At 68.2% G+C, this 22010-nt stretch carries 20 protein-coding genes; 9 read left to right on the forward strand and 11 right to left on the reverse strand.

The genetic code is table 11. The features are described 5' to 3' along the window. A partial coding sequence (locus tag C0481_RS21880) for a cbb3-type cytochrome c oxidase subunit I (RefSeq protein WP_363223294.1) occupies positions 1 to 453 on the reverse strand: 453 nt, incomplete at its 3' end. Positions 454 to 583: 130 nt separating this feature from the next. Between C0481_RS21880 and C0481_RS07685 the strand changes: the two genes are divergently transcribed. Next, complete coding sequence (locus tag C0481_RS07685; protein ID WP_293402323.1) at positions 584 to 829, forward strand: hypothetical protein; 246 nt, start codon at positions 584 to 586, stop codon at positions 827 to 829. Here C0481_RS07685 and C0481_RS07690 read toward each other — a convergent pair. From C0481_RS07690 to C0481_RS07705, 4 genes are read right to left on the reverse strand one after another with little or no spacing between them, the layout of a single operon-like run. Continuing rightward, complete coding sequence (locus C0481_RS07690) at positions 813 to 2399, reverse strand: bifunctional aspartate transaminase/aspartate 4-decarboxylase (RefSeq protein ID WP_293402325.1); 1587 nt, start codon at positions 2397 to 2399, stop codon at positions 813 to 815. The two genes, C0481_RS07685 and C0481_RS07690, sit on opposite strands and share 17 nt — an antisense overlap. Positions 2400 to 2418: 19 nt before the next feature. Continuing rightward, positions 2419 to 4101, reverse strand: a complete 1683-nt coding sequence (aspT, locus tag C0481_RS07695) for an aspartate-alanine antiporter (RefSeq protein ID WP_293402327.1) — start codon at positions 4099 to 4101, stop codon at positions 2419 to 2421. Positions 4102 to 4114: 13 nt separating this feature from the next. Next, on the reverse strand, positions 4115 to 5788 hold the full coding sequence (gene aspT / locus C0481_RS07700) for an aspartate-alanine antiporter (protein WP_293402329.1): 1674 nt from the start codon (positions 5786 to 5788) through the stop codon (positions 4115 to 4117). After that, a complete protein-coding gene (locus C0481_RS07705) occupies positions 5785 to 7362 on the reverse strand; it encodes a DcaP family trimeric outer membrane transporter (protein ID WP_293402331.1) in 1578 nt (525 codons plus the stop codon). Before C0481_RS07705 ends, aspT (C0481_RS07700) begins: the two co-directional genes overlap by 4 nt. A 56-nt stretch (positions 7363 to 7418) precedes the next feature. On the opposite strand from C0481_RS07705, the gene C0481_RS07710 reads away from it, so the two are divergent. The 3 genes from C0481_RS07710 to C0481_RS07720 all read left to right on the forward strand — a co-directional run bounded on the left by C0481_RS07710 (position 7419) and on the right by C0481_RS07720 (position 10656). Next, the gene (locus C0481_RS07710; RefSeq protein WP_293402333.1) at positions 7419 to 8333 is read left to right on the forward strand and encodes a LysR family transcriptional regulator; all 915 of its coding nucleotides are present in this window, start codon (positions 7419 to 7421) and stop codon (positions 8331 to 8333) included. Between the two features lie 150 nt (positions 8334 to 8483). Further along, entirely contained in the window at positions 8484 to 9797 is a 1314-nt protein-coding gene (locus tag C0481_RS07715; protein ID WP_293402335.1) for a dicarboxylate/amino acid:cation symporter, read from the forward strand. A gap of 91 nt (positions 9798 to 9888) precedes the next feature. After that, the gene (locus C0481_RS07720) at positions 9889 to 10656 is read left to right on the forward strand and encodes a hypothetical protein (protein ID WP_293402337.1); all 768 of its coding nucleotides are present in this window, start codon (positions 9889 to 9891) and stop codon (positions 10654 to 10656) included. Positions 10657 to 10674: 18 nt separating this feature from the next. Here C0481_RS07720 and ftsZ read toward each other — a convergent pair whose 3' ends face one another. Together ftsZ and lpxA are read right to left on the reverse strand one after the other, a co-directional pair. Further along, positions 10675 to 11751: a cell division protein FtsZ gene (ftsZ, locus tag C0481_RS07725; RefSeq protein ID WP_293402339.1), complete on the reverse strand. Its 1077-nt coding sequence runs from the start codon at positions 11749 to 11751 to the stop codon at positions 10675 to 10677. A gap of 167 nt (positions 11752 to 11918) precedes the next feature. Beyond that, positions 11919 to 12713: an acyl-ACP--UDP-N-acetylglucosamine O-acyltransferase gene (gene lpxA / locus C0481_RS07730; RefSeq protein ID WP_293402341.1), complete on the reverse strand. Its 795-nt coding sequence runs from the start codon at positions 12711 to 12713 to the stop codon at positions 11919 to 11921. Between the two features lie 108 nt (positions 12714 to 12821). On the opposite strand from lpxA, the gene C0481_RS07735 reads away from it, so the two are divergent. From C0481_RS07735 to C0481_RS07745, 3 genes are read left to right on the forward strand one after another with little or no spacing between them, the layout of a single operon-like run. Continuing rightward, a complete protein-coding gene (locus tag C0481_RS07735) occupies positions 12822 to 13724 on the forward strand; it encodes a class I SAM-dependent methyltransferase (RefSeq protein WP_293402343.1) in 903 nt (300 codons plus the stop codon). Next, complete coding sequence (locus C0481_RS07740) at positions 13721 to 14458, forward strand: 16S rRNA pseudouridine(516) synthase (protein WP_293402345.1); 738 nt, start codon at positions 13721 to 13723, stop codon at positions 14456 to 14458. The genes C0481_RS07735 and C0481_RS07740 overlap by 4 nt, the downstream gene beginning before the upstream one ends. 22 nt (positions 14459 to 14480) lie before the next feature. Then, positions 14481 to 15896: a CoA transferase gene (locus C0481_RS07745; RefSeq protein ID WP_293402347.1), complete on the forward strand. Its 1416-nt coding sequence runs from the start codon at positions 14481 to 14483 to the stop codon at positions 15894 to 15896. On the opposite strand, the gene C0481_RS07750 is transcribed toward C0481_RS07745, so the two are convergent. After that, positions 15893 to 17320 (reverse strand): MFS transporter, encoded by a 1428-nt coding sequence (locus C0481_RS07750; RefSeq protein WP_293402349.1) that lies wholly within the window; start codon positions 17318 to 17320, stop codon positions 15893 to 15895. The two genes, C0481_RS07745 and C0481_RS07750, sit on opposite strands and share 4 nt — an antisense overlap. Before the next feature lie 89 nt (positions 17321 to 17409). Between C0481_RS07750 and C0481_RS07755 the strand changes: the two genes are divergently transcribed. Next, on the forward strand, positions 17410 to 17643 hold the full coding sequence (locus C0481_RS07755; RefSeq protein WP_293402351.1) for a sulfurtransferase TusA family protein: 234 nt from the start codon (positions 17410 to 17412) through the stop codon (positions 17641 to 17643). On the opposite strand, the gene C0481_RS07760 is transcribed toward C0481_RS07755, so the two are convergent. Then, a complete protein-coding gene (locus C0481_RS07760; RefSeq protein WP_293402353.1) occupies positions 17640 to 18431 on the reverse strand; it encodes a YihY/virulence factor BrkB family protein in 792 nt (263 codons plus the stop codon). The genes C0481_RS07755 and C0481_RS07760 overlap by 4 nt on opposite strands. Before the next feature lie 423 nt (positions 18432 to 18854). Here C0481_RS07760 and C0481_RS07765 point away from each other — a divergent pair, with 423 nt between their 5' ends. After that, complete coding sequence (locus C0481_RS07765) at positions 18855 to 19937, forward strand: substrate-binding domain-containing protein (RefSeq protein WP_293402687.1); 1083 nt, start codon at positions 18855 to 18857, stop codon at positions 19935 to 19937. A 62-nt stretch (positions 19938 to 19999) separates the two neighbouring features. Here C0481_RS07765 and C0481_RS07770 read toward each other — a convergent pair whose 3' ends face one another. Beyond that, on the reverse strand, positions 20000 to 21133 hold the full coding sequence (locus C0481_RS07770; protein ID WP_293402355.1) for a CaiB/BaiF CoA-transferase family protein: 1134 nt from the start codon (positions 21131 to 21133) through the stop codon (positions 20000 to 20002). A 63-nt stretch (positions 21134 to 21196) separates the two neighbouring features. Then, the gene (locus C0481_RS07775; RefSeq protein ID WP_293402357.1) at positions 21197 to 21973 is read right to left on the reverse strand and encodes an SDR family NAD(P)-dependent oxidoreductase; all 777 of its coding nucleotides are present in this window, start codon (positions 21971 to 21973) and stop codon (positions 21197 to 21199) included. Positions 21974 to 22010 lie beyond the last annotated feature (37 nt).

Below are 22010 nucleotides of genomic sequence, written 5' to 3' on the forward strand. Positions count from 1 at the left end.
CCGCTGGACCACGTAGAAGGAGGTGGCGATCAGGGCGTTGCCGCCAAAGGCGAAGATCACCCCGGAGGTGTGCACCGGACGCAGGCGGCCGAAGTTCAGCCAGCCATGCTCGGGGAAATACAGCAGATTCGGCCACGACAACTGGGCGGCGATGAACACCCCGGCCGTCATCCCGACGATCGCCCAGAACATGGTGGCGATGACCCCTGCCCTGACCACGCCGTCGGCGTAGCGGTCCTGCGGTGATTGCAGGCGGCCGGAGTTGATGGAGACTGTCATGATCGACAGCGCGAGCAGAAACGCCCCGAGGAATATCCAGCCCTGGAGCCGGAACAGCGGGTCTTCGGTGAAGGCGGTGGCGAGGAGCGCTGCGAACGCGCAGATCCCCGTTGTGATGAACAGAAGGACCGCGTCGCGCGGCGCTCTGCTCTCTGGAGCCGGCAAGGTAGTCATGGTCCCCCAAGCGAGTCATGGTGACAGCACCTGGGAGATGGCCGGCCCTTGCCCTAGGGGCATTGATTTCGGTCAAGGCGCCGCTCGAGCGGCTAGTTCTTATGGCTGCACGCTATCCAGTGAGGACGCCATGACACAGCTGAAGTCGGACCTGATCACCGCCGCTGGAGCGGCCATGCTCGTCGGCGCGGCCGTGAGCGCCGAGATGGCCTGGCTCGCCGCCCGGGGCGTGGCCGAACTGGGCGTGCTCTGCGGCGCTGCCGGTCAGCCGCACTGCCCCTGGCTGATCGGCGCGGCCGCCCTGCTCGCCTCCGGGGCGGCGACCCTGATCGCCGGCCGCCGTCGCCCGAAGCCCGCGCCTATTTCTTCGACTTGAAGCGCTCGTAGTAGCCTTCGATCAGCTTGCGCGCCGCACGGCCGATCTTGACGTAGTCAGCCTCGTTGAGGTTGGCCAGCGACACGCGACCCGACGGCGACTGGGTGCCGAACCCGCCGCCCGGCAGCAGCACCACGCCCGATTCCTTGGCCAGCTCAAACAGCAGGTTGGTCGGCTTGACGGTCTTCATCAGCCAGTCGACGAAGTCCTGGCCGAACGCCTTGCCGCCCAGGTACTCGAGGTCGAGCAGCGTGTAGTAGCCGACGTCGTCCGGATTGTGCTCGGGCGCGACGCCGAGCTCGCGGTAGAGCGCCGCCTCCCGCGCGCGGATCAGCCGCTTCATCGCCGCCTTGTAGTCGCCGTGGATGTCCATCAGGCAGAACAGCGAGAACAGGGCCATCTGCGCCTGTTGCGGGGTCGAGAGCCCCGCGGTGTGGTTCAGCGCCACGGTGCGGCTGTCGGCGACCAGCCGGTCGATGAACTTCAGCTCCCGCGGGGTCGTGGTGATCGAGCTGTAGCGCTCGTCCAGCCCCTTCAGCTGCGCCTCCGAAAGCTGGCTGATCAGCCGGTCCAGAACGTTGTCGCGATGGGTGGCGATCGCGCCCAGGCGCCAGCCGGTGGCGCCGAAGAACTTCGAGAACGAGTAGACCAGGATCGTGTTCTGCGGCGCGATCGCGAACAGCGACACGAAGTCGTCGGCGAAGGTGCCGTAGACGTCATCGGTGAGGATGATCAGGTCGGGCCGCTCCTTCACGATCCCGGCGATCCGCTCGAGCGTCTTCTGGTTGATCCGCGCCGAGGGCGGGTTGCTGGGATTGACCAGGAAGAAGGCCTTCACCGCCGGATCCTTGAGCTTGTCGATCTCGGAGTCGGGGTACTGCCAGCCCAGCTTCGGGTCGGCCTCGATGTTGATTTCCTTGAGCCGGTAGTCGTTGAGCTCGGGGATCTCGATGTAGGGCGTGAAGATCGGCATGCCGATGGCGATCGAGTCGCCCGGCGCCAGCAGGTGGTTCTCGCGCAGGGTGTTGAAGATGTAGGTCATGGCGGCGGTGCCGCCCTCGGTCGCAAAGACGTCGAACTCGCCGACGAACGGGTGCTTGCCGATCATCTCCTGGCGCAGATAGGCCCCGACCACGATCTCGGTCAGCGTCAGCATCCGATCCGGCACCGGATAGTTGCAGCCCAGCGCCGCCTCGCACATCTCGTAGAGGAACGCCCCCGCGTCGAGACCGAGCTGGTCGCGGACATAGGACACCGCGCCGGCCAGGAACTTGACGCCCTTATGGTGCGAGTTCTCGCGCACGAAGATCTCGAACCGGTCCTCGATCCCCTGGCGGCGTGGAAAGCCGCCGACGCCCTCTGGCATGTAGGCGAACGAGCGCTCGGACTCGCGCAGGGCGAAGTGGCTTAGCTGCAGGAAGCCGTGCCGCGGCACGGTGGCCAGGAAGTTGGGATTGCCCCGCCCGGCGTTCAGCATCAGCCGGTTCTCGACGCTCGAGGCCAGCTCGATCAGCGCGTCCTTCAGCTCGAAGGGGCTCAGCTGCGACAGTTCTTCGATCTTGGGATCCATGGGGCTTCTCCGAGCGAAACTAGACGAGGCCGACCACAAGCGGACCGAGCAGGGTCAGCAGCACATTGGCCAGGGCGTAGGTGATGGCGAAGGGCACGGTCGGCACGGTGCTCTCGGCCTTGGCCAGCACCTCGCCGAACGCCGGATTGGCGCTGCGCGACCCGGCCAGCGCGCCGGCGAACACCGCGGTGTTGTCGTAGCGCAGCAGGTAGCGGCCGATGACCATGGTGATCAGCAGCGGCAGCATGGTCACGACGATCCCGAGCAGGAAGATCGTCGCGCCATTCTGCTGAATGGTGACCAGCGCCTGCTTGCCGGAATTCAGCCCGACCACGGCGACGAAGGCGGCCAGGCCGAAGTCCTGCAGCAGCTGACCGGCCGGATGCGGCATCGCCCCGAACACCGGCCGCTTGGCCCGCAGCCACCCAAAGACCAGGCCCGAGAGCAGCGCCCCGCCCCCAGCCCCAAGGGTCAGCGGCACGTCGCCGATCTGGACGCTGAGCAGCCCGATCAGCAGGCCGACCAACACGCCGATGCCGAGATAGACGAAGTCCGTCTTGTCGTTGGGTTCGAGGATGTAGCCGGCCTCCTTGGCGGCCCGCTCCGTATCGGTGGCCGAGCCGTAGAAGGTGATGACGTCGCCATGCTGGACGATGGTGTCCGCCAGCACGGGGATCGGTCGGCCCATGCGCGTGATCTTCTCGACATAGATGCCGTGGCGCATGTCCCGGTCGACCGCGTAGCGGACCTGGTCGATGGTCATGTTGTTCATGCCCTTGCGGGTGAACACCGCCTCGCGCGACTGCATGGCCAGCGGCGGGCCGTTGTGATCGAGCACCTCGGGACCGATCACGCTGGAGGCGGAAACGACCTCGGTCCGGCGTCCGACGACGATGATCACGTCGCCCCGATCCAGCGCCAGGTCCGGCCGCAGTTCGAGGGTCTGGGTTCCGCGACGGACCATTTCGACGGTGAAGTCGTCCTTGGCGGTCGCCTCGATCTGCTGGACGGTCTGGCCGGCCCCCTGCTCGACCCGATAGGCCCGGCCGACCAGCGACGGCAGAGCCGGGGTCGCGCCGGCGGCCATCTGCGCGCCGCCGCGCAGCTTGGCCTCGATGTTGGCCGCCGCGGTCTTGATATCCATGCCCATGAACCGCGGCAGGATGTTCACGCAGACGATGATCGCGCCGAGCGAGCCGAACACGTAGGTGACCGCATAGCCGATGGCGACGTTGGCCTGGAGTTGCTTGATCTGCTCGGCCGGCAGCGGCAGCCGGGCGATGGCGTCGCCCGCCGTGCCGATGATCGCCGACTGGGTCAGGGCCCCGCCCGCAAGTCCCGCCGCCAGGCCCTTGTCCAGGTGGAACATCTTGGCCAGCACGATCACCGTGATCAGGGCGGTCACGGCGAGGATCACCGCCAGGGCGATCTCCCGCAGACTCGACTTGTTCAGCGAGTTGAAGAACTGCGGGCCGCTGTTGTAGCCGACCGCATAGATGAACAGCGCGAACATCACCGACTTCACGCCGTTGTCGATCTCGACCCCGACCTGGCTGATCACCACGGCGGCCAGCAGCGAACCGCCGACGCCGCCGAGCTGGAAACGCCCGAAGTTGATTTTGCCGACCGCATAGCCGATCGCCAGGGTCAGGAAGAGCGCCGCCTCCGGCGACTTCTGGAACAGGGCGTGGAGCCATTCCATGCGCCGTCCTCCTTCAATTCATATTGGCCGCGACCCCGACCACGATCGGGCCGAGCAGCGGCAACAGGACATTGGAGATCGCGTAGGTGACGGTGTAACCGACGACGGGCGTGGAATTTCCCGCCGCCGCCGTGACGGCGCTGATGGCCGGCGTGCTGCACTGCTGGCCGGCGATGGCCCCGAGCAGGAACGGCGCCTCGATCTTCAGCAGCCTGCGGCCGATGAACAGCGAGCCGAGCGCCGGCAGCAGCGCCGCCAGCATGCCGGCGATCGGCAGGGTCAGGCCGTATTCCTTGATCAGCCGGATCGCGTCCGGGCCCGCCGACAGGCCGACCGCGGCGATGAAGGTCGCCAGGCCGAAGTCCTTGAGAATCTGCGCCGCCGAGCTCGGGAAGTTCCACGCGCCGGTGCGCTTGGTCGCCAGCCAGCCGAACACCAGCCCCGACAACAAACATCCGCCGCCCGTGCCCAGCGAGATCCGGATCCCTGCGATGGTCACGCCGAGCAGACCGATCAGGATGCCGACCAGGATTCCGACCCCGATCATCACGAAGTTGGTGCGGTCGCCGACCTCGACCAGGCGGCCGAGTTCGCGCGAAGCGCGCACCACGGTGCGTTCGGCCCCGTAGAGCGTCACGACGTCGCCGTTCTGGATCTGGGTGTCGGGCAGGATGGGGATGTCGTGACCCATGCGGCGCGCCCGCGAGATGTAGACGCCGCGTTGGATGTCCAGCGGCGCCAGTTCGCGCAGCTGGCGGATCGGCCGGCCGGTGACCTGGGCGCTCGCCACGACGACATCGCGGCTGACGAGCGGCATGTTGAGCGCGTCCGGCACCCGCTGCTCAGGGCCGAGTTTGGCGGCGGCCTCGAGCACGCCGGCCCGCCGCCCGACCAGCATCACGATGTCGCCGGCCTGCAGGCGATCCTCGCCGCGGGCGTCGCGAATGGCCCCGCCGCTGGCGATACGTTCGATCGTGGCGTTGTGGCCGAGCGCGGCCTCGAACTCGCCCACCGTGGTCCCCGCCGCCGGTCCGGCGAGGTAGGCGCGGCCGACCAGTTCGGGCATGGCCTGCGCCGCTGCGGCGGCCTGGCCCTCCCCCATCCGCTGGGCCAGGGCGGCCGCCTCCTTCTTCAGGTCGATCCGCATGAGCAGCGGCGCGAACTGGCTGGTGAAGAGCACGATGGTAATCAGGCCGACCAGGTAGGTCACGCTATAGGCCGTCGCGATCTGCCCCTGCAGCGCCACCGCCTCCTCCGCCGAGATCGGCAGATGGGTGACGGCCTCCGCCGCGGTGCCGATAACCGCCGACTCCGTCGCCGAGCCCGCCAGCAGCCCGGCCGCCGCGCCGGGATTGAGCTTGAGGAGCGCGGTCGCGCCTAGCACCACAGTCATGACCACGACGACCTCGACAAGCGAGAGTATGCCGAAGCGCCATCCTTGACGGATGTTGGCGAAGAACTGCGGGCCGCCCGTGAACCCCAGCGCAAAGATGAAAAGCGCAAAGGCGATGTTCTTCAGGTCGGGATCGAGCCGAACCCCCGTCTGTCCCAGGATCAGCGCGACGATCAGCGTCCCGCACACCCCGCCCAACTGCACCGGCCCCAGCTTGACCGCGCCGATCGCATAGCCGACCGCCAACGACAGGAAGAGCGCCATCTCCGGGTGGTGAGTCAGCGTCTCGATCATTTGACGAAGTCGTACTTGATGCTGGTTTGAAGACGCGTGACGTCGGCGTCGAGGCCGTTCTGCAGCTCCAGACGGCCGTAAAGCGCCTCGACGCCGACGGTGAATTGCGGGCTGCCCTGCCAGATCACGTTCAGCGCCCCATAGGTCCCTGACCGATAGGCGCTGGCGGCCAGGTTGGCGTCGCGATCGATCACCACGCCGCCGCCCACCAGGTTGCTGCGCCACTTCGGCGACCAGTGCCGGGTGTAGCCGAGGTAGCCGCCATAGGCGGTCAGCAGTTCAACATCGCCGTTCGGTGCGATCACCGCGTCGTACCCCTTGCCGCCGAGATCGTTGAAATAGCGGCCGATCCCTTCGCCATAGGCGAACGAGCCCATGACGAAGTCGCCGTTGACCTTGACCAACCCGGTGAGGCTGACGCCGTAGCCGGTCTCGCTGTGATCATCCGCGCCGGCTGCATAACCGATGCTGCGCACCACGGCCCCGCCCTGCAGATGGCCCCAGTCCTGCTCGAGCCGGAGGGCCAACGTCAGGTCGGGCATCGGCTGGTACGCCCGTTGACCGGCCGCCAGAGTGATATCGGAAGACGGGTCGTCGATGGCGAAAGTCGCGGTAGCGCCGTCCGCGAACGTCCAGATGTACCGCAGCCCCGCCAGCCGCAGCAGCATCTCGCCGCCGGGCCCTTCGTCGTCCAGGGTTTCGGGGAATGAGTCGGAGTCGGTGAAGGCGCTGTATCCGTAGCCGCCGTAAAGGTTGCCGACCTGCCCGTGCGCCTGACGCAGCCGAAAGGCCGTCGTCCCTGCGCCGCCATAGAAGTCGTTCTCAAGATAGAAGCGCAGCGGGCCGAGCGAGCTCGGGCGCCGGAGATCGAAGCTGAAGCGTGTGGCGTTGGCGTCGATATTTGCATTGTCGCCGCCCCCGGCCCCGATCGGGATCGCGGAGGTGACCAGCTTGTCGGGGTTTCCCGCAGGCGAGAAGTCGTAGATCGCATTGACCTTGCCGAAGCCGCCAAGCTTCACCGTCGTTTCGGTCCCGGGGATCTGAAGAAAGCCCTTCAGCTCCGGATCGTTGGGCGGTGGCCGCGTGTCTGGCCGCGCGACGCCGGTCAGCTCATCGCCGAAGGTCTGGCGCGGCAGCGTCCGCGAAGCGCTCGCCGCAGCCGCAGGCCGAGCGGGCTTCAGAAGCGGCGCGGGCGATTGCGGCCCCTCCACCCTCGCCTGACCGCTGGACCTTTCGACCGCGTCGAGACGCGTTTCAAGGACGGTGATGGTGGCTTTCAGCTTGGCGATCTCGGCCCGGAGGGCCGCGGTATCCTCGGCGGCGCGCGCGTTTGGGGCCATGGCAAGTAGACATCCGGCTGCAGCCAGCAGCCGTCCCGGGATGATCGCCCCCGCCGTCTCCACGCCAACCCCTCGCCAGCTATTCTCCCTGGGAGAGAATGCATTCAACCGAAAGGCGTTCCGGCCAAGCCTGCGCCGCCGCCGGGTATAGCGGCGAGCACGTGGCGACAGCAGGGCCATTTTGAGGCCGCCCGGTCGATCTTGTGGCTTGCTCAGCCCATAACCGAAGCTCATGAGACAGGCGCGTCCGCCGTATCCTCGGCGGCGGATGGCGTTGAGGGGAAATGGCCATGGTCTCAGTTCCAGGTTCGTCGATGAACCTGCGCCACATCGAGGTGTTCCACGCGGTCTATCAGTCGGGCTCGGTCAGCGCCGCCGCGCGCGCCCTCAACGTCTCCCAGCCCTCGGTCAGCAAGGTTCTCAAGCACGCCGAGAGCCGGATCGGATTTCGCCTGTTCCGCCTGGTGAAGGGACGTCTTGTGCCGACCGACGAGGCGCACACCCTGTTCCGGGAAGTCGACGACATCTATGGGCGGATCGAGTCCCTGCGGCAGACCACGCGCAACCTGCGGGCCGGCGGCGACGGCCACATCCGGCTGGCCGTCCTGCCGTCCCTCGGACTCGGCGTCGCGCCGGCCGCCGTCGCGCGGTTTCGCCAACAGCGGCCCAACGTTTCGTTCGATATCCACACCCTGCACAACGACGACATCCTGAAGGCGCTGTACGAGCGCAACAGCGATCTCGCCGTGGCCTATGAGGCCCCACGCCACCCCCGATTGGCCGACGTCCGCATCGGTTCGGGCGAACTCGTCATGCTCTATCGCAAGGACGAAATCCCCGACGCGCCCGAGCGGATGAGCCTAGATGCGGCGCGCGGCCGCGACCTCATCAGCCTGGCTGGCAGCGGCCCGGTCGGGGCCCTGTTCGCCAGCGAGGTGGTGCAGGACGACCCCGGCCGCAGCGAGCGCATCGTCGTGCAAACCTACTATGTGGCGGCCGCCCTGGTGCGGCATGGCGCCGGGGTCGCGGTGGTCGACGAGTTCACGGCCCGAGCCAGCCTCAGCCCCGAGCTCGATTTCCGGCCGCTAACCCCGCAGGTGACCTTCGGCGTGCATTGCATCTACCTGGAGGACCGGCCGCCCTCGCGCCCCGCCCGCGACTTCATCGGCGTTCTCCAGCAGACGCTCGCCGAGCGCGACACATAACCGGCGGCTATGTCGCGGCCCACCGCTGGGGCAAGTGCTCACGCCGTCGGCAGGCTCCTGCGACTGATCCTGCGGGTGCGCGGCGCACTAGCGCTCGGCGCGAGCGCCGCACTATCGTCGGCGACCGACCCGCAGCTTTGGAAACACTTCATGGCCACCGAGCAAGACTCCGGCGCCTCGGTTGACGCGGCCCAGCCGCGCGGCGCCGGCGCCCTGCTGCGCCGCTACTGGTTCGGCGTCGTCCTCTGGAAGCGGATCCTGGTCGCCCTGGCGCTGGGGACCATTGCCGGCCTGACGCTGGGCGAGGCGGCGGTGCAGCTGAAGTGGATGGGCGACGTCTTCATCCGCCTGATCCGCATGGTCGTCGCCCCGTTGGTGTTCTTCTCGATCGTCTCGGGCATCGCCAGCATGGGCGATCCCAAGCGGCTGGGCGCCATCGGCTCCAAGACCCTGGCGCTCTACCTGACCCTGACCGTCATCGCCGTCAGCGTCGGCATGACCATGGGCGCGATCTTCCAGCCCGGCGTCGGCATGGATTTCGCCGGCGCCGCTCCGGCCCAGATCGCCAAGGCGCCGCCGAGCCTCGGCGAGCACCTGATCAGCATCATCCCGACCAACCCGATCGCGGCCCTAGCGCAGGGCGACGTGCAGTCGGTGATCTTCTTTGGGATCCTGGTCGGCCTCGCCATCCTGACCATCGCGCCGCGCGCCGAGCCGGTCGGCCGCCTGTTCCAGATGGGCGCCGACATCATGCTGCAGATCGTGCGCTTCGTGATGGAGGTCGCGCCCTTCGGCGTCTTCGCCCTCGTCGCCTGGGTGATGGGCACGACCGGCCCCAGCGCCTTCATCCACGTCCTGAAGCTGGCGGCCGCACTGGTGCTGGGCTGCGCGTTCCAGACCCTGATCATTCATGGCGGCCTGGTGCGGCTGGTCGCGCGCCTGCCGGTGCTGCCGTTATTCCGCGACATCACCGACGTGGTGGCCATCGCCTTCTCGACCTCGTCCAGCGCCGCCACCCTGCCCGTCGCCATGCGTGTCGCCGAAAAGAACCTCGGCGTCAGCCACGCGGTGACCTCGACGGCCATGCCGCTGGGCGTGACGCTCAGCATGGACGGCACCGCGCTCTATGTCGCCCTGCTGGCCGTGCTGTCGGCCCAGGCCTTCGGGATCGATCTGCACCTCTCGCAATACGTCATGCTGGTCCTGGCCACGACGGTCGTGGCGCTCGGGACCGCACCGGTGCCGTCGGCCTCGCTGTTCATGCTGGCTGCGGTCCTGCAGGTGATCGGCCTCGGCGCCGAGCAGACCGCGCTGGTCGTCGGCTTCATCCTGCCTTTCGACCGGCTGCTGGACATGACCCGCACCATCACCAGCGCCACCAGCGACCTGTCGACGGCGGTCACCGTCGCCAAATGGGAAGGCGAACTGGATGTAGAAACCTACCTACGCAGGCCCGCCGAGTAGGTTTTCCGGGCTCTTCATCTAGGGTCTTACCCTGACAGCAATGCGCGGCCGCATGGCCCAATCTCCCGGAAGCTTCGCCAGGAGACACGACATGCGCAGGATCGGGCTACTCGCTTTGCTGGCGGCTACAGCCGGCCTTCCCGCGGCGGCTCACGCCGAGGACGACTGGACCTTCTCGGTGACGCCTTACGTCTGGATCGCCTTTCCGCAGGGCGACGTCGCCTTGGCCGCCGGCGGCGGCAGCGGCGGCTCCCGGCCGACGGTCAACCCGGACGTTCAGGTGAACTTTGACGACATCGGCCTCTCCGGCGCGTTCACCGGCTCGGCCGACGCGCGCTACGGAAAGTTCGGCGTGCTCGGCGACCTCACCTACTACGAAGTCGAGGCCGACAAGGACATCGCCGCCGGCCCTCTGCCCGACGCCGACGGCAAGGTGACCATCTCGGGCACCAAGGGCATGATCGTCGGCTACTGGCGCGCCTACGAGACCGACCGCGCCTCGGTCGACCTCCTCGGAGGAGCCCACTACCTCGGCATCGACGCCGACGTCGCGGTGAGCACCCCCAACCGCGGGATCAACTTCAGCGCCAAGGAAGATCTTTGGGACCCGGTGATCGGCGTCCGCGGCAAGACCTTGATCGGCGAGCATTTCGGGGTGATCGGCCTGGCCACCGCCGGCGGCTTCGGCGTCTCGTCCGAGAGCCTCTACGAGGTCCAGGCCTATCTCAGCTACCGGTTCAACGACCTGCTCACGGCCGAGGCCGGTTACCGCTTCTACTCCACAAAGTGGGAAGGCGACCGCATCGACTATGACGCCTCGTTCAGCGGGCCGCTGATCGGCCTCACCTTCACGTTCTGAACGCGGCGCCCCGCCACGTCACCAGAAGCGGCGCGGCGTCGACGTTTGCGCGCCGGCGTCCTGCGAGCTCGGCGCCTCGGGCGCGGCAGGAGCCTGCGCCAGGACCGCGTCACGGCCGTTCAACGAGTTCATCCCCGTAGCCACGACCGACACCCGCAGCCGGCCCTCCAGCGACGGGTCAAAGGCCGCGCCGAATATGATGTTGCCGTCCGGGTCGACCTGGTCGGAGATCACGTTCGCCGCCTCGTCGACTTCCAGCAGCGTCATGTCCGTGCCGCCGGTGACGTTGATCAGCACCGCCTTGGCCCCGGCCAGCGAGGTTTCGTCCAGCAGCGGGTTCTGGATGGCGTTCTGAGCGGCGACGGCCGCCCGGTCGGCGCCGGTCGCCTCGCCCGTGCCCATCATGGCGTTGCCCATGCCGCCCATCACGCTGAGCACGTCGGCGAAGTCGAGGTTGATCAGGCCCGGCAGCACCATCAGGTCGGTGATCGAGCGCACGCCCGAGTGCAGCACCTGGTCGGCCATACCGAACGCCTCGGCGAAGGTGGTCTGCTCAGTGGCCACCCGGAACAGGTTCTGGTTCGGCACGATGATCGAGGTGTCGACGTACTGCTGCAGCTCCTGCAGGCCGGCCTCGGCCAAGCGCATGCGGTGACGGCCCTCGAAACGGAATGGCTTGGAGACGACGCCGACCGTCAGAATCCCGCGCTCACGGGCGCAGCGGGCCACGAACGGCGCCGCGCCGGTGCCGGTGCCGCCGCCCATGCCGGCGGTGATGAACACCATGTCCGCACCGTCGAGATAGCGGATGATGTCCTCGGCGGATTCCTCGGCGGCGCTGAGCCCCGCATTGGGATTGGCCCCCGCGCCCAGGCCCTGCGTGACCCGCACGCCGAGCTGGATCCGTTGGCTGGCCAGGGACAGCGACAGCTGCTGGGCGTCGGTATTGGCGACGACGAAGTCGACGCCCTCCAGCCCCTGCTCGATCATGTTGTTGACCGCGTTCACGCCGGCGCCGCCGACTCCGAACACCACGATCCGGGGCTTCAATTGGGCGGCCGCCGGGCGCGTTCCGTTCGGGGCTGACACTGACATGCTCGCAATACTCCTCGTACGTCCCTGCCGTGGCCGCCGGCGATTCCACAACCAAGGCGGACCAGTTCCCACAGGAATGTGGTGCAATCCGGACTCACCCCCGGGGCACGGCCCACCGAATTGGCCCATTGCGGAACAAACAGCAAGCGGAGGCGTAGCGCGGCGCTTTAAGCCGCAGCCGGAAGACTCCGCCGTGGCGTAGCGATCACCCCGCGGACACTGGCGCGCATGAAGTCGACCAGCCGCCGAACGCTTTGCGCGTCGACACCGACCTCGGCCGCCGCCAAACGCTCCGACAGCGCACCGTCGCCCTGGAAGATCAACCGGAAGGCACGCTTGAGCGCGGTCATCTCGCTGGCGACGAATCCAGCCCGGCGCAGGCCCACCGCGTTCAGCGACACCAGGCGCGCGCGGTCACCCTGGACCAGACAGTACGGCGCCACGTCCTGGGTCACGATCGCCCCGCCGGCGACGAAGGCCAGCTGCCCTATCCGGACGTGTTGATGGACGGCGCAGAGGCCGCTCAGTTGGGCGCGCTCGCCGATCTCGACGTGACCGCCGAGCGTGGCCCCATTGGCCATGACGACGTCGTCGCCGATCACACAGTCATGGGCGATGTGCGAGGTCGCCATAAAGAGCCCCCGCGCGCCGATGATCGTTGTCGCCTCGCCGCCGGCGTGGACGGTCACGAACTCGCGGAACACGTTGCCGTCGCCGATCTGCAGACGCCCGGAATCGGCGGCCCGTCCTGTGATCTGCGGACTGGCGCCGATCGAACAAGAGGCCATGAAGCGGTTGTCGGCGCCGATCTCGGTGCGCCCGTCGAGCACCGCATGCGGGCCGACGACATTGCCCGGCCCCATACGCACGCCAGGTCCAATCACGGCATAGGGGCCGATCTCGCAACTGGGATCGATCTGCGCGCCGGGCGCGACAACGGCTGTCGAATGAATGCTCGCCATGCGAAGAGACGTGGACCTGTCGAATGTCGCCGCCAACTCAACTTCGGTGTCCGATTGCGACGGGCTACAGATGCCGCCCCAGAATCGCCGCCGCTCCGGACCCCTACTTTGCCTTCAGCCGTCTATGGAAACCCGCCGCCCGACGTCATCGAGACGCCTAAGGGAGCTGCGCAGCTGTCGCCGTTGATCCCCGGCTCGACGGATATCTCGCGCCTGGCCGACGCCAGCCAGGACGAGATCGCGCTGCTTGTTCCGGGCGGCGCGATCGAGGCCCGCCACCTGCTGGCCCATGCCCTGCGCGTTCTGCGTCCCGGCGGCGAGCTCGCCGCCGCCGCCCCGAAGGATCGCGGCGGTTTGCGCCTGAAAAAGACACTGGTCGGCCTCGGCTGCGAGGTCATGGAGACCTCGCGCCGTCATCACCGCATTTGCGAGGTCGAACGTCCGGCCGCCGCGCTCGACCTGGCCGGGGCCATCGCCGAAGGCGCGCCGCGCATCCTGCCGAGCGGGCTTTGGTCGCAACCCGGCGTCTTTAGCTGGGACCGGCTGGATCCGGGCAGCGACCTGCTGCTCCAGCATCTGCCGACGCTCAGCGGGGCTGGCGCCGACTTCGGCTGCGGTATCGGATGGCTGGCGCGGGCGGTCCTGTCCTCGCCCGCCGTCAGCGCCCTGACCCTGATCGACCTCGACCGCCGTGCGGTGGAGTGCGCCGAGCACAACGTCGTCGATCCGCGCGCGCGCTTCGTCTGGGCGGACGTGCGCAACGCCGCCAAGGACCTCGCCGGACTCGACTTCGTGGTGATGAACCCTCCGTTCCACGACGGCGGCCAGGAAGACCGGCGGCTGGGCCAGGCGTTCATTCGCGCCGCCGCCGACAGCCTGAAAACCGGCGGACGCCTGTGGCTGACCGCCAATCGCCACCTGCCCTACGAAGCGGTTCTGGCCGAAGCGTTCAAGGCCGTGACGCCGGTCGCCGACGGCGGCGGCTACAAGATCTACGAGGCGCGCAAATGACCAAGACGCCGACCATGCGGCTCGACCGGCTACTGTCGAATCTGGGCTATGGCAGCCGCAAGGAGATGCACGGCCTGGTCGCCGCCGGTGAAGTCGTGCTGGACGGCGTGGCGCTGAGGGACGCCGGCGCGCGAATCCCCATCGGCGCAGATCTGCCCGAGCGCATGCGGATCATGGGCAAGCCCGTCGATCCGCCGCCGCCGATGGTGGTGATGATGCACAAGCCGCTGGGCGTCGTCTGCTCGCACAAGGAGTATGGCGACCGCGTCTATGATCTGCTGCCGCCGCGCTGGCGGGTCCGCGATCCGGCGCTGTCGACGGTGGGCCGGCTGGACAAGGAGACGTCCGGCTTGCTGCTGATCACCGACAATGGCGATTTCCTGCACCGGGTGATCTCGCCTCGCCGCCACGTGCAGAAGAGCTACATCGCCGACCTCGACCGCCCGCTGGAAGGCCACGAGGGCGAAATCTTCGCCGCCGGGACGCTGATGCTTGAGGGCGAGGACAAACCGCTGCTGCCGGCGACGCTGGAGCCGCTGGGCGAGCGCAAGGCGCGGTTGCTGATTGAAGAAGGCCGCTACCATCAGGTCCGCCGGATGTTCGCGGCGGTGGGCAACCACGTGAACGCGCTGCATCGCGATCGGATCGGTGGGCTGGCGCTGCCCGACGATCTGGAGGCCGGCGAGTTCCGGGTGCTGCCGGCGGCGACGGCCGAGCTGGTGTTCGCCGGCTGACAACACACCAGGGGGACTGCCGATGTCCGCGGCCAACGAAGCGTTCGAACACCTGATGCGATTGGCCGGGCGGCCAGTCCCGGACTTCGTTCGTATCCAGGACGAACCGTCCGCGATGCCCACGCGCTTCCATGCCGAAGCCGGGGCCGCCGCGGCGCTGGCGGCGGTCGGTACGCTCGCCGCCGACCTCTGGACGCTGCGTTCGGGCCAGACGCAGCAAGTGACGGTCTCGCCACGTGAGGCCGGAGCGGCGCTGATCAGCTTCGCCCTGCAGGTGTTCGAAGACCCGTCGCGCGCGCCGCCTCAGCGGCCCGACGACGCCGGCGGCGGCGGACGTGGGACCCCGGCCATGGGGTTCTTCCCGACCAAGGACGACCGGCACGTCTTTCTGCATCCGAGCTTCCCCGAGAGCGCCGCCAAGCTGCACCGCCTGATGGGCTCGCCGGCCGACACCGTCGCGGTCGCGGCCGAGGCGATGAAGTGGAACGCGCTCGACCTCGAAAACGCGATCGTCGACGCCGCGGTCTGCGGGGCCATGGTCCGTACGGCCGAAGAATGGGACGCCTCCGAGCAGGGACGCATCCTTGCCGCACGTCCGATCGTCGAGATCGTGAAGATCGCCGATGGCCCGCCCATGCCCCTTCCCGACCGCGGCGAGGCGCCGCTCTCGGGCGTTCGCGTGCTCGACCTGACCCGGGTTCTCGCTGGACCGACCTGCGGCAAGACCCTGGCCCAGCACGGCGCCGACGTTCTCTACGTCGCCTCCCCCAACCTCCCGGCCACCGAGTTCTTCATCAGCGACGTCGGCCACGGCAAGCTCTCGGCCTGGCTCGACCTGAAGGATCCCGCCCAGCTCGCGCGATTGAAGGCGCTGATCGCCCAGGCCGACGTCTTCAGCCAGGGTTATCGCCTGGGCGCGCTGGAACGGCTGGGCCTGGGACCGCTCGACCTCGCCCAGCTGCGGCCCGGCATCGTCTACACCTCGATCAACGCCTATGGGCAAGAAGGACCATGGGCCAATCGACCGGGCTGGGAACAGCTGGCCCAGACCGTTACCGGCATGGCCGATATCCACGGCGGCACGGCCGGACCCAAGTTGCAGCCGGGTGCGGTGGCCGACTACACGACGGGCTTCCTCGCAGCATTCGGCACGCTGGTCGCGCTCCATCGGCGCGCCCGATACGGCGGCAGCTACCTGGTGCGGGTCTCGCTGGTGCAGACGGCGACTTGGCTGCGCGGTCTGGGGCTGAAGTCCGACGACGACCTCGCCCAGGTGCAGCCCGCCAATCCGACCGAGATCGACGGTTGGCGGATCGATTCCCCCTCAGGCTTTGGACCCGTGCGTCACCTGCGCCCGCCCGTGCAGATGTCGGCGACGCCGCCGCGCTGGGCTCGCCCGACGACGCCGCTGGGCGCAGCCGCGGCGGAGTGGCCCTAGGGCGCGTCGTCAATCACCGACAGCGGCGGGGCGATCTCCTCCAGCGGCTTGCGTTCGGCGGCCACGCCCAGGAACAGCTCGACGACGGCTGCGCTGAGCATCAGGCCGCCGCCCAGCAGGTAGCCCCAGAAAATCTGACTGCGCTCGCCGCTGTCGATCAGCGCGCCGAATAGCGCCGGCCCCCCGACCCCGCCCAGCAGCGTGCCGAACGCGTAGAACAGCGAGATCGTCACCGCCCTTGTCTCCAGCGGGAAACTCTCGCCGACGGTCAGGTAGGCGGCGCTGGCCCCGGCCGAGGCGAAGAAGAAAATCACCGTCCAGGCCGCGGTCTGCGTCGTGGCCGTCAGCATCCCGGCCGAGAACATCCATCCCGTGACGCATAACAGCGCGCCCGCCAGCCCGTAGGTCAGGGCGATCATCGGCTTGCGGCCGACGCTGTCGAAGAAATGGCCGAGCAGCAGCGGCCCCAGGAAATTGCCTGCGGCGAACGGCAGGATGAACCATCCGATCGACGACGCCGGGACCTCGTAGAACTTGGTCAAGATCAGCGCGTAGGTGAAGAAGATCGCGTTGTAGCAAAAAGCCTGCGTCGCCATCAGCACCACGCCCAGCACCGTTCGCTTGGGATGCCGCACGACCAACGAGCGGGCGATGTCAAACCAGGACGTCCGCATCGGCCGCAGTCGCAGGGTCGGCAGATCATCCGTCGGCCCCAGCGACCTGCCGGTGTCGCGCTCGATCCGCGCCTCGATCGTCTCGACGACCGCCAGCGCCTCTTCGGGATGGCCATGGGTCATTAGCCAGCGCGGACTCTCGGGGATGTAACGGCGGACCCAGATGACGATCAGCGCCAGCAGCCCGCCGATGATGAAGGCCAGCCGCCAGCCCCAAGCCTGGTCGACCAGGTTGGGGTCGAGCACGATCAGCGAGCCCATCGCGCCCAGCGCCGCGCCGAGCCAGAAGCTGCCGTTGATCGCCAGATCGGTGTAGCCGCGGCGGCGCGCCGGAATCAGTTCCTGGATCGCCGAGTTGACGGCCCCATACTCGCCGCCGATCCCGGCCCCGGTCAGGAAGCGGAACAGCATGAACGACCAGAAGTCCCAGGCGAAGCCGGTGGCGATGGTCGCCAGCAGGTAGACTCCGACCGTGATGGTGAACAGCCGCCGCCGTCCGAAGGTGTCGGTCAGCCGTCCGAACACCAGCGCGCCCAGCACCGCCCCCAGGATGTAGGCGCTGCCGCTCAGCCCGATCTGGGTGGTGGTGAGCCCCAGCCCCTCGGAGATCGCCGGCGACAGCGAGCCGACCAGCGTCACCTCCAGCCCGTCGAGAATCCAGGTGATCCCCAGCGCCGCGACCACCAGCCAGTGGAAGCGGCTCCACGGCAGTCGGTCCAGCCGCGCCGGTACGTTGGTCGTGAAGCTCATGCGCCCTCCCCCCGTCGTTTCGCGTAAGTGAGCGACAACGCGACGGCGCCGCTTGGGTTCATGCCCTTCTGGCTGTATGGCCGCACAAGATGTTTACCGACGAGATCACCGTTGACGCCCGCGGGCACCGTTGCCCGGTGCCGACCCTGCGCCTGCGCCGCGCGCTCGAAGACGCCCGTCCGGGCGCCAAGGTGCGGCTGCTAGCCGACGACCCGCTGGCCCGGATCGACGTACCGCACTTCGCCAGCGGCGCCGGCTTCGTCGTCGTCGAGACCAGCGAGCGCGACGGGGTCCTGAGCTTCCTGGTCGCGCGCCCGGACTAGTCGTCCGGCAGCAGCCGCCGACTGCGCTCGCGCAGCACGACTTCGATCTCGGTGGCGAAGGCGCCTCCGAAGAACACCGCGTTCACGCTCCACGACAGCCAGATCAGGAACACCACGACCGCGGCGACCGAGCCGTAGGTCGCGCCCAGGTGCGCCACCTGCTCAACGTAGAAGGCGCTGGCCCAGGACACCATCAGGCAGAGGATCGCCGCCGAGACCCCGCCGAGGATCGACGGCAGCCAGGCGACCGGCCGGCTCGACATCGCGAACCGGTAGATCAGCGTCATCGCGAAAGTCAGGCCGAAGCTGGCCCAGGTCCACTCGCTGTAGAGCCACGACACGCCGGCCAGCGGCTTGAGCCCGAAGGCGGCGGCGATGAAGCGAAAGTAGAAGAATATCGCCGAGAAGAAGGCCAGCATCGCGAAGGCGGCGATCAGCACCGCCAGGGCCAACAGATTGAACTGCAGGAAGCTGCGCGGCGCCTCCTCGTCGTGAATGAACGACAGCCCGGCCAGCAACGCCTTGAAGCCGCGGTGCGCGGCGTAACCGCCGACCACCAACGCCACCCCGCTCTGCGCCGACACCGAATGGAACGGGGTCTGCGCCAGCCGCTCAAGCTCGGCCTGGAAGATCGCCTGCGCGCCGGACGGCATCAGCCTGGCCAGCGCCTCGGCCTGATGCGCCACCTCGTTCGGATCGGCCAACAGGCTGTAGAGTCCGATGCCAATCGCCAGCGCCGGGAACACCGCCAGCATGATGAAGAACGAGACCCCCCCGGTATAGAGCATGACATCCCGGCCCCAGAGCCGGCGGAGCGCGCGACCCGTGATCAGGACCGCCAAGCGCAGCCAGTGAGACGGATCCCAGTCCATCTCCTGCACACGCTGGATTCGTTGTCTAAGCGACATGGCGCGGAAGGTGCTGAAGCTCGCCCCCCGGTGCAAGCGGTGATCTTGCCACGCGAACGGCGCGCCGATCCTTGCTGGGGAACCGACGCGCCGCCGATGGGCGTGTCATGCCATCAGGCCGGTCGCCGTATCGAGGGACGGGAGTGACGACGACCGACCGTGGCTAAGCATGGGCCGTGGCGGCTGAACCCCCGCTGAACGCGGTTCGTAGAACCTGTTCAGGTCGCACGCGTTCGTCATCCAACCTTCACAGAACCGTCAAACAACAATGTTAGCGCCTCTGCCGTACCCGAGCGGAGCCAGATCATGAAGACTTTCGCCTATCTCGCCGTCGCCGCCGTCGCTCTGAGCGCCTGCGGCCAGCAAGCCCCGAAGGGCGGAGCCGAAAAGGCCGCGGGCCCCAGCGCCAGTGGTCGCGATCAAGTTTGGGCCGCCGGCTCGTCGACGGTGTTCCCGTTCGCCACCCGCGTCGCCGAGAACGTCGCCAAGACCACGGGCGGTCGCCCGGCCAAGGTCGAGAGCCTGGGCACCGGCGGCGGCTTCAAGCTGTTCTGCAGCGGAACCGGCGCGGGCTTCCCCGACATCGCCAACGCCTCGCGCCCGATCAAGAAGTCGGAATTCGAGCAGTGCGTCGCCAAGGGCGTCACGGACATCGTCGAAATCAAGATCGGCTATGACGGCATCGTCATCGCCAACGCCAAGGGCGGCCCGGCCTACAACTTCAAGATCGACCAGGTCTATCGCGGCCTGGCCGCCGAGCTGCCGCAAGGCGACGGCTTCGCCAAAAACGCCGCCAAGTCCTGGAAGGACGTCGACGCCAGCCTGCCGGCCCAAGCGATCCTGGTCTACGGCCCGCCGCCGACCTCGGGCACCCGCGACGCCTTCGTCGAACTCGGCCTCGAAAAGGGCGCCCGCAAGATCCCGGCGCTCGAAGCCCTGCGCGAGAAGGACGAGGACGCCTTCAAGGCCAAGGCCCACACGATCCGCACCGACGGCGCGTGGGTGGACGCCGGCGAGAACGACAACGCCATCGTCCAGACCCTGACCAAGACCCCGAACGCCATCGGCGTGTTCGGCTATTCGTTCCTCGAGAACAATCTCGACTCAGTGAAGGCCGCCACCGTCGACGGCGTCGCCCCGACCTTCGAGACCATCTCCAACGGGACCTATCCGGTGTCCCGCTCGCTCTACATCTACGTGAAGAAGGCCAACATCGGCGTCATCCCGGGCCTGCGCGAGTACGTCAACGCGTTCGTCTCGGACGCCGCCACCGGCAAGGGCGGCTATCTGCAGCAACGCGGTCTGATCCCGCTGGGCGCCGAAGAGCACGCCGCCCAGAAGGTCGCCACGACCGAGCTGAAGACCATCAGCGCGCCCGCGAAATAAAGCCGCCCTCCCCACAGCGGCGAAACGGAGGCCCCGAGGCGAAGCGCTTCGGGGCCTTTGTCTTATCCGGCCAGCGCGCCAGCCGCCTTGAGCTCGTCGATGGCGGCGGCCGAGAAACCCCAGTCGCCGAGCGCCTCGCGGTCATGCGCGCCGATCCCTGGCGGCAGGCCCTGAATCTCGCCAGGCGTCGCCGAGAACCGCGGCGCCGGGGCCGGCTGCACGACCCCGCCCAATTCCACGAAGGTCTGCCGCGCGACGTTGTGCGGATGCTTCGGCGCCTCGTCGAGGTCGAGCACCGGGGCGAAGCAGACGTCGGTGGCGTCCATGATCTCGCACCACTCGGCCTGGGTCTTCTGGGCGATCACGTGGGCCAGCTTGTCGCGCAGACCGTTCCAGCTCCCGCGATCCATCTGGGCGGCGAAGGCCGGGTCGTTGATCCCAGTCTTCTCCAGCAGCAGGGCGTAGAACTGCGGCTCGATGGACCCGATCGAGATCCACTTGCCGTCGGCGCACTGGTAGGTGTCGTAGAAGTGCGCGCCACCGTCGAGCAGGTTGGCCCGGCGCTCTTCCTTCCACATGCCGCTGGCCTTGAAGCCGTAGAACATCGCCATCAGCGAGGCCGCACCGTCGCTCATCGCGCAGTCGATCACCTGGCCCTGGCCGGTCTGGCGCGCGCTCAGCACGCCGGCCAGCAGACCGAAGGCCAGATAGAGCGCCCCGCCCCCGAAGTCGCCGACCAGGTTCAGCGGCGGGATCGGCTTGTCGCCGGTGCCGATCGCGTGCAGCGCCCCGGTGATGGCGATGTAGTTCATGTCGTGGCCGGCGGCGTTGGCGTAGGGGCCGGTCTGGCCCCAGCCGGTCATCCGGCCATAGACCAGCTTCGGATTGCGCTTCAGCGCGACGTCCGGCCCAAGACCCAGGCGCTCCATGACGCCCGGCCGGAAGCCTTCGAACACCGCATCGGCGCCTTCCATCAGCTTCAGGCAGGTCTCGATCGCCGCAGGGTTCTTGAGGTCGAGCCCGATCGAGCGCCGGCCGCGGCTGGTGATGTCCGCCGCCGACGAACGTCCCTGCCCCTTGCGGTCGATCCGCACCACGTCGGCGCCCAGATCGGACAGCAGCATGCCGCAGAACGGACCAGGACCAATTCCGGCGAACTCGACGACCTTCAGCCCTGAAAGCGGTCCCTTACCCATGCGACGTCTCCCTGTTTTGTTGGTCCGAGCCTAGCGACTATGACGCGCCGTCAGCCAACGGCTTCAGCCGCCGCCGGGCAGCGACTGGCCGTCGTCGATGGTGATCACCGTGCCGGTGATCGCCCGCGCGCTCGGGCCGCTGAGCATCAGCAGCGAGGCGTCGAGATCTTCGGCCTCCATCAGTCGGCGGCGCGGAAACCCCTTCATCTGCTTCAAGCCGCCCTCGGTCTTGAACCAGTCGGCGTTGATGTCGGTCTCGATGTAACCGGGGCAGATGGCGTTGACTGCGATGCCCTTGCGCGCCCACTCGCGGGCCAGGCTGCGGGTCAGCATGGCGACCGAAGCCTTCGAGGCGCAGTAGGCCGACAGGCCCGGCAACACGGTGTGCGAGGCGATCGAGGCGATGTTGACGATCCGTGCGTCGCCTCGCTCGGCGGCGCCCGAGGCGATCATCCGCTTGGCCGCCTGCTGGGCCGCGAAGAACACGCCGCGGACATTGACGTCGAAGGTCCTGTCCCATTCGTCGATCGACAGATCCAGGGCCAGGCCCTCGCCGCCGACCCCGGCGTTGTTGACCAGGATCGAGATCGGCCCCAGCGCCGCCTCCACCTCATCGAAGGCCGGGCCGATGGCCGCGGCGTCCGCGACGTCCAATTTCAGCGCCATCGCCTGGCCGCCCGCCCCCGCGATCGCGCCGGCATGGCTCTCCACCAGGTCCAACCTGCGCGCTGTCAGCGCCACGGACGCGCCGGCCTTGGCCAGCACCCGCGCGAAATGCGCGCCCAATCCACCCGATGCGCCGGTGATCACCGCCACCTGACCCTTCAGAGTCTGCTCCATCCCGTCTCTCCTCCACAGGCTTGCGACTCGGCGTCGC

The organism is Phenylobacterium sp., assembly GCF_013822795.1.
Lineage (GTDB): Bacteria > Pseudomonadota > Alphaproteobacteria > Caulobacterales > Caulobacteraceae > Phenylobacterium.